The sequence below is a fragment of the Brucella ciceri genome (assembly GCF_041930145.1).
GTDB lineage: Bacteria > Pseudomonadota > Alphaproteobacteria > Rhizobiales > Rhizobiaceae > Brucella > Brucella intermedia.
Window position 1 is genome coordinate 371,810 of the sequence record NZ_JBHEEV010000004.1, and the last position, 12,416, is coordinate 384,225.

Here is a 12,416-nt window from a genome sequence, read left to right on the forward strand (position 1 = left end):
ATATTTGTATGTTGCTTTGTTCGAGTATTGCTTGAGCAAAGCATAAAATATTGTGAGAAAATTTTATATCCCTTCTTGCGCTTGCAATTTCAGGTAGTTAGAGCATCTGTCTGCCTGACCGATTCAGGCTGTGTGTTTCAAGCAGTTGTTTCAGCCGTATTAACGCAATGTCAAAGCCTCCCTTTCGACTGCGAATTCGCTCTAGACAATAAGCTGGCACAGACACCGTTTTAATTTGCGCTGAAAGGACCAGCATCGTGGAGCAGGCAAAGAACGGAACCCGTAAGGGTGGGCGCAAGGCGCTGTGGGCGGCTGTTGCGATAATCGCTATCGCTGCCGCCGGTTTGACCGGATACAAATTCACACTTGAGAAGACCATTACATCGCAGCTTGAAAAGCGTGGCGGCAAGGCATCTTCCGTCGAGGCGGATTTTCTCGGACGTATCCACCTGCGCGACGTGACGTTGCCGCTGAAGGATGGCTCTAACGTTCGTATTGCGTCGGTCGATGGTCGCCCGAAGTTCCTGTTCCTCACGGGGATGCTGAATGCGTCGGGCATCGATACAGAGATCGGAAACTACAAGATTTCCATTCCAAGCGTGGCGATCGAAGACGCCAATTTCGATAGCGCCATGCTGAAGGACACTTTCGGCAATAGCGGTCTCACGCTGCCGGAGCGCGTTGGCCGTTTCTCGGCAAAGCGCCTCACCGCGCAGGAAATCAAGGTCGTCCAGACGGTTGCGAATAACGAACAGAACATTGTCTACAAGGACGTTGCGCTGGAAGATATCAACCTCGGTAAGGTTGCTCGCTATACCGCTGCCAGCACAGATTTCGACTTTACGGTCGAAGTTCCTGACGAAGACGGCGAAAAAGTCACGGACAAAATGACGGGTACCATCGGTGCCGCAGAAGGCAAGGACATCGATGGTGTCTTCCTTGCACGCCTCTATACCGAGAAGGCAGGTCCGGACGACAAGGAGGCCAAGCCGGTCTACGGTCCGTTCTCGGCGAAAAACATCGTCATGAAGACGAAGGATGTGACTTTCCGCTACGATGAAGTTCGCAGCAACGGCTTTTCAGCTCGTATGCCTGCCGTACCATTCACCGAAACTTTGCAAAAGCTGCAAGCTCTCGAAAAGATGGACGAACCTTCCCCGGCAGAAACGCGTGAGCTTATTCTCAAGCTGACTTCCCTGTTCGAAACGATCGGCAAGGGTGATGTCGAGCTGATCGGCATGAAGATCGAGCCTACCGATCCCTCGAAGGGCAAGGGCGGCATCGAACGCATTGCGGTCGCTTTCGACAATCAGAAGATGGACGCGACCATCAAGGGTTTCGGGTTTGCGGAAGGCCCGGATTACATGAAGATGGAAGAAGCTTCCTTGAAGGGCTTCTCCTGGGCGACATCAATCGAAGCGTTGAAAAAGTTTGCGGCGCTGAGCGACGATCAGATTGAGAACTTCCCTTATACGACCATGCTTCCGGAATTCGGCACGCTTCGGATTGTGGGAATCGACGCAGACCTGCCATACGACGAATCTGAAGATGTAGATGCAGGCGAAGAAAACGCGGACGATGCGGATCAGGCTGCAACGGAAGGAACGTCGGTTCCTTCGCTGCCGGAACGCATTCAGTTTGCCATGAAGAGCTACGAAGTCTCTCTCAACAAGCCTTACAACGGCATTCCGACCGACGTGCGCGTGGCTTACGAAGATATGTCGCTCAAAGTCCCGGCACAGGGCGATGACGAATTCTACCAGCAGCTTCGCAAACTTGGTTATGACCGTCTCACCATGTCCTCGAATTTCGAGGCCAACTGGGATGAAGCAAACCAGAATCTGATCATCAAGGACATCTCGGTCAGCGGCAAGGATATGGGGTCCGTGTCCATGTCGGGCTTGATGGGGGGCTTCACCAAGGAGTTCTTCTCAGGTGACAAGGTGATGACACAGGTCGCTTTGCTTGGGCTCAAGGCCAAGCAGGTAAACCTCAAAATCCAGGAAAAGGGTATCATCGCCAAGGGCATCAAAATGTATGCCCAAGAGAACAATATGACCGAAGACGAAGTGCGCAGCACTGTGTCTCTGATAGCTGCAGCCGCTCTACAGGAACTGGCAGCGGATCAGCCGCAGTTGCAGGATGTTGCGGCGGCGTTTTCTACCTTCCTTGCAAAGCCGAATATTTTCGAGCTGGCCGTCAAGGCGAAAGCCGATAGAGGCATTGGCGCCCTTGAAATGGTAGCTGCATCGCAGGATCCGCTCACTTTGCTCGACAAGGTCGATATCGAAGCCAAGACGGAATAATCGGCTATTCAATCGACATAAGCGAAACGCCGGCCTTTGGCCGGCGTTCTTGTAATCAGAGCTTCACCAAAACATTACACAAGGGTCATGCCCTTGAAATACAAGGGTCCTAGTAAGCCTCGGAAATAACGAGGCCAACATGACCAGAAAAAATGTCCTGCTTATCGTCGTTGATCAATGGCGAGCAGATTTTATCCCTCACCTGATGCGGGCGGAGGGGCGCGAACCCTTCCTTAAAACGCCCAATCTTGATCGTCTTTGCCGGGAAGGCTTGACCTTCCGAAATCATGTCACGACGTGCGTGCCGTGTGGCCCGGCAAGGGCAAGCCTGCTAACGGGCCTCTACCTGATGAACCACCGAGCGGTGCAGAACACTGTTCCGCTTGACCAGCGCCATCTGAACCTTGGCAAGGCCCTGCGCGCCATTGGCTACGATCCCGCGCTCATTGGTTACACCACCACGACACCTGATCCGCGCACAACCTCTGCAAGAGATCCGCGTTTCACGGTCCTGGGCGACATCATGGACGGCTTTCGTTCGGTTGGCGCATTCGAGCCCAATATGGATGGGTATTTTGGCTGGGTGGCCCAAAACGGCTTCGAACTGCCAGAGAACCGCGAAGATATCTGGCTGCCGGAAGGTGAACATTCCGTTCCCGGCGCTACCGACAAACCGTCGCGCATTCCGAAGGAATTTTCGGATTCGACATTCTTCACGGAGCGCGCCCTGACATATCTGAAGGGCAGGGACGGCAAGCCTTTCTTCCTGCATCTTGGCTATTATCGCCCGCATCCGCCTTTCGTAGCCTCCGCGCCCTACCATGCGATGTACAAAGCCGAAGATATGCCTGCGCCTACACGTGCGGAGAATCCGGATGCCGAAGCGGCACAGCATCCGCTCATGAAGCACTATATCGATCACATCAGACGCGGTTCGTTCTTCCATGGTGCGGAAGGCTCGGGAGCAACGCTTGATGAGGGCGAAATTCGCCAGATGCGCGCTACCTATTGCGGACTGATCACCGAGATCGATGATTGTCTGGGGAAGGTCTTTGCCTATCTCGATGAAACCGGTCAGTGGGACGACACGCTGATCATCTTCACGAGCGATCATGGCGAACAGCTGGGCGATCATCACCTGCTCGGCAAGATCGGTTACAATGCCGAAAGCTTCCGTATTCCCTTGGTCATAAAGGATGCGGGACAGAACCGGCACGCCGGCCAGATCGAAGAAGGCTTCTCCGAAAGCATCGACGTCATGCCGACCATCCTCGAATGGCTGGGCGGAGAAACGCCTCGCGCCTGCGACGGCCGTTCGCTGTTGCCATTTCTGGCTGAGGGAAAGCCCGCCGACTGGCGCACGGAACTGCATTACGAGTTTGATTTCCGCGATGTCTTCTACGATCAGCCGCAGAACTCGGTCCAGCTTTCCCAGGATGATTGCAGCCTCTGTGTGATCGAGGACGAAAACTACAAGTACGTGCATTTTGCGGCCCTGCCGCCGCTGTTCTTCGATCTGAAGGCAGACCCGCATGAATTCAACAATCTGGCTGGCGATCCTGCTTATGCGGCCCTCGTTCGTGACTATGCCCAGAAGGCATTGTCGTGGCGACTGTCTCATGCCGACCGGACACTCACCCATTACAGATCCAGCCCGCAAGGGCTGACAACGCGCAACCATTGATCTCAGGAGCAACCAATGATCAATCTGACCCGACGCGGGATGCTTGGACTTTCAGCCGGTGCCGCGGGTTCGCTCATCCTGCCGCGCTTTGCCATCGCACAGGCTGACAATCGCACATCAATCACCATTGCGGTGCAAAAGGTGGCGAACAGCAATACGCTCGACGTCCTTCGCGAACAGTCGAATGTCGGCGAACGCGTCTTCTTCTCCAGTATCTGGGAAGCGCTGATCGACCGTGACTGGTTGGGCGGGCTTTCTGCCGTGCCGGGCCTTGCGACCGAATGGACCCGCATTGACGACAAGACCGTCGAATTGAAACTCCGTCAGGGCGTGAAGTTCCACAACGGCGACGAGATGACCGCCGAAGACGTTGCCTTCACCTTCGGCAAGGAACGCATGTTCGGCGACACGCAGCCAGCCGAAGGCAAGACGATTTACGTCACGGAGAAAAATCCGCTCGGTCGCGAAAGCAAGGAACTGCCGCTGGAAGTACCCGCGACTGCCCGCCGTTCCTGGCCGGCCCTGCTGGGTGTGGAAGTGGTCGACAAATATACGGTGCGTTTCAAGAACGGTACGCCGGACGTCACCATGGAAGGCCGCATCTCGCGTTACGGCAGCCAGATCATGAGCCGTCGCGGTTGGGAGGAATCCCCAAGCTATCTCGATTGGGCGCGCAAGCCGATCACCACCGGCCCCTACAAGGTTGTCGAGTTTAAGCCAGACAACATGCTGGTGCTCGAAGCTCATGATGAATATTGGGGTGGACGCCCGCCGCTGAAGCAGATCCGTTTCATCGAAGTGCCGGAAGTAGCCTCTCGCATCAATGGTCTGCTCTCGGGTGAATATCAGTTTGCCTGCGACATTCCGCCGGACCAGATCGAGGGCATCGAAAAGAACGACGCTTTCGAGGTTCAGGGCGGTACGATCCTTAACCATCGTCTGACCGTTTTCGACAAGTTCCATCCGCAGCTTGAAAACCCGCTGGTGCGTCGCGCATTCACCCACGCGATCGATCGTCAGGCGATCGTGGATTCGCTGTGGGCCGGCCGTACGGTCGTTCCGGCAGGGCTTCAGTGGGATTATTATGGCGATATGTTCGTCCAGGGCTGGAATGTTCCGGAATATAACCCTGATCTCGCCAAGCAGCTTCTGAAAGAAGCCGGTTACAAGGGCGATGCAATCCCTTACCGCCTGCTCAACAATTACTACACCAACCAGACCCCGACCGCGCAGATCCTTGTGGAGATGTGGAATCAGGTAGGCCTGAACGTCGAAATCCAGATGAAGGAAAACTGGCAGCAAATCCTGGAAAAGAGCCCGGGACGCGCAGTGCGTGACTGGTCCAATTCTGCGCCGTTCAACGATCCTGTTTCTTCCATCGTCAGCCAGCACGGCCCGAACGGCCAGCAGCAGCAGGTCGGCGAATGGACGAATGAGGAAGCAAACAAGCTTTCCGTCATTCTGGAAACCAGCACGGATCACGCGAAGCGCAAGGAAGCGTTCAAGCGGATGCTGGAAATCTGCGAACGTGAAGACCCAGCCTACACGGTCCTCCATCAGAACGCGACGTTCACGGCCAAGCCGAAGTCATTGAAGTGGAAGGCCGCACCTGCTTTCGCGATGGACTTCCGCAAGAACAACTGGGCTTGAACCATTTGTAGTAGCGAGCCCGGTATGACCGGGCTCGCTTGTCCTTTGGGGCTTCCCGCCCCGCGAATGTGAATGAACCAGAAGGATTGCATGATGCCGCTGGTCGAAATTTCCAATCTTCACGTAGCCTTTGACGGCGTGCCGGTTCTGCATGGTATCGACCTCTCGATTGGGCGTGGCGAAGCTGTGGGGCTTGTCGGGGAATCCGGCTGCGGCAAGTCTGTCACCTGGCTGGCAGCGCTCGGCCTCCTTCCGAAGAAAGCGTCGATCTCCGGCAGTGTTCTCCTCGAAGGAACGGAATTGCTGACCGCCTCCCGCAGCACGCTCGAAAATGTTCGCGGCGGTCGCGTCGCAATGATCTTTCAGGACCCGTCGAGTTCCTTGAACCCGGTTATCCGGGTGGGGCGACAGATAGAGGAAGCCGTGCGGCTACATCGCGGGCTGAGAGGACCTGCGGCCCGGGCAGAGGCGTTGCGATTGATGGAGCTTGTTGGAATTCCCGATGCTCGTCGACGTATTGATAATTATCCGCACGAATTTTCAGGTGGCCAGAACCAGCGTTTGATGATCGCCATGGCGCTCGCGGGCAACCCTGACATCCTTATCGCTGATGAGCCGACGACTGCCCTCGATGCGACGATCCAGGCTCAAATTCTCGATCTGCTGGCTGCCCTGCGCGCGGAAACCGGCATGGCTCTGGTGTTTATCAGCCACGATCTCGGCGCTGTTTCGCAAATATGCGAACGGGTTTCCGTCATGTATGCGGGACGTATTGTCGAGCAGGCCCGGACCGAAGCGCTTTTCGCCGCGCCCCGTCATCCTTATACGCATGGCTTGTTTGGTTCCATTCCGAGCCTTGATGGCGGGCGCAATCGTCTGATCCCCATCGAGGGCACGGTTCCTGAACCCGGCAAGCTTCCGCAAGGTTGCGCATTCTCGCCACGCTGCCTGAGCGCGAGCGACCTCTGCGCGCGAAGTCTTCCACGGCTTGGTGTTCCGCAGGACGACGCCGGTGAGGGGCGCATGGTCGCCTGTTTTCATCCCTATCCGGCAGCGCCGTCTTTACTGCCATCAATGCGCGGTCGTGTTTCAACGCAAGCGAGTACAAAGGCGATAGCACAATGACAGCCGCTCTCATCGAAGCCCGCGACCTTGTCAAAACCTATACGTCACGCAAAGGGCTGTTCGCGCAACCAGTTGCAGTTCGCGCTGTAGATGGGCTTTCCCTGTCGGTAGCTCCGGCGACGACACTCGGAATTGTTGGCGAATCCGGTTCAGGCAAATCCACAACTGGACGCCTGCTTCTCGGTCTGGAAGATCCCAGCGAAGGGGAAGTCACCTTTGAGGGCTCAGCTCTGCCGCGTCAAAAGACGGCGAGCTGGCGCGCTTTACGCGCGCGCATGCAACTCGTTTATCAGGACCCTCTTGCTGCTCTGGACCGGCGGTTGCCTATTGGCCGTCAGATAGCCGAGCCACTGGAAATCCACGGCATCGGGACTCCGGATGAGCAGAAAGCCCGTGTCGCCGAATTGATGCGAGCGGTGGGGCTTCGTCCCGATCAGGCTTCACGCTACCCGCATGAGCTTTCCGGCGGGCAGCGTCAGCGCGTCGTCATCGCGCGGGCCATCGCGTCCAGGCCGCAACTCATTGTCTGCGATGAACCAGTATCAGCGCTGGATGTTTCTATTCAGGCGCAGGTCGTAAACCTTCTGCGGGATTTGCAGGAACGCGAAGGCATTGCGATGGTTTTCATCAGCCATGATCTGAAGGTGGTGCGCAATATATCGGATCGTGTCGCGGTCATGTATCTGGGCCGTATCGTCGAAGAAGCTTCCTCTGACGAAGTTTTTGCCAAGCCGCTTCACCCCTATACGCGGGCACTCGTGTCGAGTGTTCCTGTCGCGGGAACGCCGCTCAGCGATCGCATCATTCTGCAGGGTGAGCCGCCTAATCCTGCTGCGCGGCCCAGTGGCTGTGCCTTTCATCCCCGCTGCCGTTTTGCCGCTCCGCGCTGCAGCAGCGAGGTACCTGAACTCCTCGACATGCCAGCGGGACGCAAAGTCGCCTGCCATTTTGCCGGAACACCGCAGACGGACAATATTCATGCTTAGATTTCTGATGGTTCGCGGATTCCGTGCATTTGTGACCATTCTTCTGGTGGTGACATTTGCCTTTGTAGTGTTGCGCATGTCTGGTGATCCAGCCCAGATCATCATGGGACCAGACGCTCCGCCGGAAGCCATAGCTGCATTCCGGAAGAACTGGGGCCTCGACGATCCCCTCTGGCAGCAATATTTGCGCTATTTCGGAGCCATCGCGCGCGGCGACCTTGGAATTTCGATGCGTGACGGTCAGTCTGCGATCACACTCGTGGCGGAGCGCATCCCTGCCACCCTCCAGCTAACGATACCTGCGTTGCTGATCAAGCTTGGACTTGGCATTCCCGCCGGAATTTATGCGGCGCTGCATCGCAACAGCTTCATTGACCGGGCCGTCATGGCAACGGCTGTCATTGGCTTCACGTTACCGAGTTTCGTACTCGGCCTGCTGCTCGTGCTCGTGTTCTCGGTATCGCTTGGATGGTTGCCTTCGGGCGGACAGGATAGCTGGATGCACGCCATTCTCCCTATCATCACGATGGGACTGGGCGGTGCGGCTATTCTGGCGCGTTTTTCCCGCAGCGCGATGATCGAGATTCTGGGGCAACCATATATTCGCACGGCGAGCGCCAAAGGAGTGTCCTGGCGCAATGTTGTCTGGCGGCACGCACTGCCTAATGCGGCTATTCCGATTGTCACGATCGTTGGGTTTATGGTCGGATCGCTGATTGCAGGCGCTGTGGTGGTAGAGTCGCTCTTTTCCTGGCCGGGAGTGGGCAGATTGCTCGTAGTTTCGGTCGCCAATCGCGATCTCGCAATCGTGCAATGCATCCTGCTTCTTGTGGCCGCGACGATGGTGATCTCCAATTTCGTGGTCGACCTTCTCTATGGTTATCTCGATCCGCGTCTGCGTCAGGCGCAGGGCAAGGCGTGAGGCTGAACCGATGACGGATATGATTGCCAATACCGCCGCTGTATCCACGGAACCGAAAAAGAACCGCAGGCGCATTCCGCTGATGGTCATCATCGGATTTGTCTGGATTGCGGCGATGATCCTGATTGCGGCCACCGCAGATTGGATAAGACCGTACAACATCACAGCCTTCGACCTGAAAAATCGCCTCGCACTGCCCGGGAACGCACAGCACTGGCTGGGAACCGATGAGCTCGGTCGCGACGTGCTTTCGCGCCTTATCGAGTCCATCCGCATTTCGCTGCTCATCGCGTTTGGCGCGACGATCATTTCCGCAGTGTTCGGGACAACGCTCGGTTTCCTTGCAGCCTATTTTCGGGGGGCGGTCGAACAGATTGTGGTCATGCTGGCTGATTTTCAGGCAGCGCTGCCATTCCTCATTCTGTCGCTCGCGGTGCTTGCATTCTTCGGAAGTTCGCTCCTGCTGCTGACCTGCCTGATGGGCTTCTACGGTTGGGAGCGTTATGCCCGTATAGCACGTGGACTGGCCGTTTCTGCCAATGCGCAAGGCTACGCTGCGGCGGTTACGCAGCTCGGCGCTACGCCGTCACGCGTTTATCTCAAGCATATTCTCCCGAATATCGCTTCGACGCTGATCGTCTCGATGACGCTGACCTTCCCGGAGATCATTCTGCTTGAAAGCAGTCTGTCATTCCTTGGTCTCGGCGTGCAGCCGCCAATGACCAGCCTCGGCAATATGGTCGGTTATGGCCGCGAATATCTTACCCGCGCGCCGTGGATCATGCTCGCGCCGTCATTTGTGATCATGTTCACCACGCTGTCGATCAGTTTTGTGGGTGATTGGCTGCGTGACAAGCTGGACCCGACAACCCGATAGGGCCGTCACCTCCGCCAGCACTTGGACCTTGCGATTCTGAAAGCGAGTTGTTTAGTGTGACCTGTTCGAATTTTTATGGGAACTGACTCCTTATGTTGAAGAATATCAATCCATTGCTGACGGGCTCGCTGCTGGAAGTCCTCGCAGATATGGGGCATGGCGACGATCTGGTGATTGTCGATGCCAATTATCCGGCGCAGTCCTCCGGCGTGCACGTGCTCGATTTTCCGGGAATCACTGCGACGGATATGGCTGAGGCCGTGCTGTCGCTGCTGCCTCTAGACGATTTTGTCGACAAGCCAGCGGCTGTCATGCAGGCACCCAATGAAACGCCAGCGATTTTCAAGGAGTTTGAAACCGTCATTGAAAAGGCCGAAGGGCGTAAAATTTCCGTCGATCCAATGGAGAGATTTGCTTTCTATCACCGCGCCCGTGACGCTTTCGCGATCATTCGGACGGGTGAAAAGAGGCTCTACGGAAATATCATCTTCAAGAAGGGCGTCATCCGCTCCTGAACCTGTCGCTGATATCTATGCGAAAATAGCCCGGGCATTGAGCCCGGGCTTTTGTTTGGATTTATTCCTGCGGCTTTTCTGCCTGGCCCTTCATCGGGCCTTTGTGCTCTCCGCCCTTATGGTGCTCCATGCGATGGGGACCCTTATGGTGAGAACCTCTGGCGTGGTGCATTTTCGCTGCGCGCATTTCGCTGCGATCAATCTTGCCGTCCTCGTTCCGATCTAGTGCAGCGAATTCCTTCTTGCGCTGGTTCTCAATTTCCGCAAGCGTGACCTTGCCGTCGCCGTTGATATCGAGACGACGCTCCATGCGGTCAGCCGCTCGGCTCACAATGCGCTTTTGTGCCAGCGCTTCGATTTCGGCTCGAGAGAGTACGCCGTCGCCATCCGTGTCGGCTGCCTTGAGATCGTCCATGCGTGAGAATTTGTCGAGATCAACGGGGCCATGTCTGCCCTTCGTGTCAGTGTTTTGTGCAGCGGTCGTCTCTGTCGCCGGTTTATCAGTATTTGAATTGCTTTTTTCTTGTGCCAATGCGGGTAGGGAAAGCAAAGACGTTGCAATTACAGCGATAAGTGCGGTCTTGGATTTCATGGCTATTTAACTCCATTACTCTTTTACAGGGGCGCCGCTAAATGGCGTGCGAGTAATGTCTGTCATTTTAGATGAACCGCATATGAATGGGCGAATTAATTATCGGTAATGTATCAGGGAGCAATAGAGCGGCCCACGAGAACATTCTTAGGGGAGGAATCCCGAAGCATCGAAGCGTATGCTCCATAAGGAAGAGTCTGGGTTTGTCCAGTCACTCAAGACAATTTATCAGCGGAAGCGTTTGTTTTCTGAAGAGAAAATGGTGGGTGATGTAGGGATCGAACCTACGACCCGCTGATTAAGAGTCAGCTGCTCTACCAACTGAGCTAATCACCCACTCGCTTTGCCGAGGCAGCGGCCCCGGTGAAGTGAGCGGTTCTATAACGGCCTCTTTTCCACCTGTCCAGCCTTCAACTGAAAATTTTCTGAAAAAAATGACAGATGGCGTAGAAAGCCCAGAAATGCGGGATTTTTAAATTTCCGATTTTGCACGCTACCAGTGTCTCTTTGAAATATACTTACTGTGGTTGTGGATTTTCTGCGCGGATTTGAGAATCAAAAAAGAGAAATTCTTGATTTGATTCATTTTTTCCATTGTGGCGTTGTATGGAGAGCTGGCCGACTCCATATTCGGCGTTGCCCAGTATAATATGTGCGGCGGGAGGGTGATCGGGGAGTAGGGATACGCTGCAAATGTCGCAGCCATGTCATCAATTATTGATGCTTGTCTGAGAAGCTACGGCATATAAAAGACTTGATCGGTTGGTAATCATCCTGGACAGGAGGGCACCCGTACCGCCCAAAGTTATGAGAGCAAGGCGATTCATGCACCGGAGTTGCCCTTGTCGAATAAAGGAACGGTTCATATCGTTTCGGAATCCGGTTCGAGGTATTTGAGGACGGAATGGAAAGCATAATAGGCGATCTCGGACAGTTTATTTCCGATCATCGGGCATGGGCTGGGCCTATCGTGGGCATCATCGCCTTTGGCGAATCTCTCGCCATCATAGGAATGTTCATTCCGGCCACACCGATCATGATCGCCATCGGCGGCCTTGTGGGCGCCGGAATCATCGAACCCATTCCCGTCATCATCGGCGCGATCATCGGTGCGGTGATTGGCGATATCATCTCCTATTTCCTTGGCTGGTGGCTGGGCCGTAACATCATCCACAAGTGGCCCCTCAACAAGCACCGGAGCGGTGTGGCGCGTGCGCGCCTTCTTTTCCGCCGTTATGGTTTTTCGGCAGTGTTTCTGGGGCGCTTCTTCGGTCCTATACGCTGCACCGTGCCGATGGTGGCAGGCATGATGTCGATGGACCAGACGCGCTTCCAGACCGCCAATATCCTCTCAGCGCTGGTGTGGGCTCCGGTGATGTTCCTTCCCGGCTGGCTGGCTGGCCGCGGCGCTGGCGTTTTCGCCAGGATGGACGGGGATCACATGTTCTGGTTCGTAATCGGGATCACCATCGCCACGATTATCGTGACCGTCATTGGTGTCCGGTTTTTCAAGGCGCGTCCGCGCCGCGAACGCAAGCGTCGCGTTCATGTGTCACCGGCCGAATAGTAATCTCTTGTGCGGCTGGTTTCCGTCTGCATAATAACGAGCGATATATTCCATATGGCAACCGGTATTCGCTGAGGCTCCGAGCTTCGCATTGCCCGATATAAGGTTCATCGCGCTTTATGCCCGACGACAGTTCTGACGATTCGTCTTCCCGAAGTCCGGATTCCCTAGAGGGACGTTCCGGGCTTCCTG

The 12,416-nt window shown here is 55.6% G+C and carries 10 protein-coding genes and 1 tRNA gene; 9 read left to right on the top strand and 2 right to left on the bottom strand.

The features are described 5' to 3' along the window. Positions 1-257 precede the first annotated feature (257 nt). The 8 genes from JNC63_RS10530 to JNC63_RS10565 all read left to right on the top strand — a co-directional run bounded on the left by JNC63_RS10530 (position 258) and on the right by JNC63_RS10565 (position 10,065). Positions 258-2,306, top strand: coding sequence for an aq_1923 C-terminal domain (locus JNC63_RS10530; RefSeq protein ID WP_025090480.1), 2,049 nt, complete (start codon positions 258-260; stop codon positions 2,304-2,306). A gap of 139 nt (positions 2,307-2,445) precedes the next feature. Further along, positions 2,446-3,990: a phosphoric/sulfuric ester hydrolase PehA gene (gene pehA / locus JNC63_RS10535; protein ID WP_025090479.1), complete on the top strand. Its 1,545-nt coding sequence runs from the start codon at positions 2,446-2,448 to the stop codon at positions 3,988-3,990. A gap of 15 nt (positions 3,991-4,005) precedes the next feature. Then, on the top strand, positions 4,006-5,640 hold the full coding sequence (locus JNC63_RS10540; RefSeq protein ID WP_025090478.1) for an ABC transporter substrate-binding protein: 1,635 nt from the start codon (positions 4,006-4,008) through the stop codon (positions 5,638-5,640). Between the two features lie 90 nt (positions 5,641-5,730). After that, positions 5,731-6,765, top strand: a complete 1,035-nt coding sequence (locus JNC63_RS10545; RefSeq protein WP_043715475.1) for an ABC transporter ATP-binding protein — start codon at positions 5,731-5,733, stop codon at positions 6,763-6,765. Next, positions 6,762-7,751 (top strand): ABC transporter ATP-binding protein, encoded by a 990-nt coding sequence (locus tag JNC63_RS10550; RefSeq protein ID WP_025090476.1) that lies wholly within the window; start codon positions 6,762-6,764, stop codon positions 7,749-7,751. The genes JNC63_RS10545 and JNC63_RS10550 overlap by 4 nt, the downstream gene beginning before the upstream one ends. Next, the gene (locus JNC63_RS10555) at positions 7,744-8,673 is read left to right on the top strand and encodes an ABC transporter permease (protein WP_006471716.1); all 930 of its coding nucleotides are present in this window, start codon (positions 7,744-7,746) and stop codon (positions 8,671-8,673) included. The genes JNC63_RS10550 and JNC63_RS10555 overlap by 8 nt, the downstream gene beginning before the upstream one ends. A gap of 10 nt (positions 8,674-8,683) precedes the next feature. Further along, positions 8,684-9,550 (top strand): ABC transporter permease, encoded by an 867-nt coding sequence (locus JNC63_RS10560; RefSeq protein WP_025090475.1) that lies wholly within the window; start codon positions 8,684-8,686, stop codon positions 9,548-9,550. A gap of 92 nt (positions 9,551-9,642) precedes the next feature. Continuing rightward, a complete protein-coding gene (locus JNC63_RS10565) occupies positions 9,643-10,065 on the top strand; it encodes an RbsD/FucU family protein (protein WP_006467138.1) in 423 nt (140 codons plus the stop codon). 61 nt (positions 10,066-10,126) lie between these two features. Here JNC63_RS10565 and JNC63_RS10570 read toward each other — a convergent pair whose 3' ends face one another. Further along, a complete protein-coding gene (locus tag JNC63_RS10570; RefSeq protein WP_025090474.1) occupies positions 10,127-10,657 on the bottom strand; it encodes an EF-hand domain-containing protein in 531 nt (176 codons plus the stop codon). 260 nt (positions 10,658-10,917) lie between these two features. Further along, a tRNA-Lys gene (locus tag JNC63_RS10575) sits at positions 10,918-10,993 on the bottom strand. A 568-nt stretch (positions 10,994-11,561) separates the two neighbouring features. Here JNC63_RS10575 and JNC63_RS10580 point away from each other — a divergent pair. Further along, a complete protein-coding gene (locus tag JNC63_RS10580) occupies positions 11,562-12,224 on the top strand; it encodes a DedA family protein (protein ID WP_025090473.1) in 663 nt (220 codons plus the stop codon). The last annotated feature ends 192 nt before the right edge of the window (positions 12,225-12,416 follow it).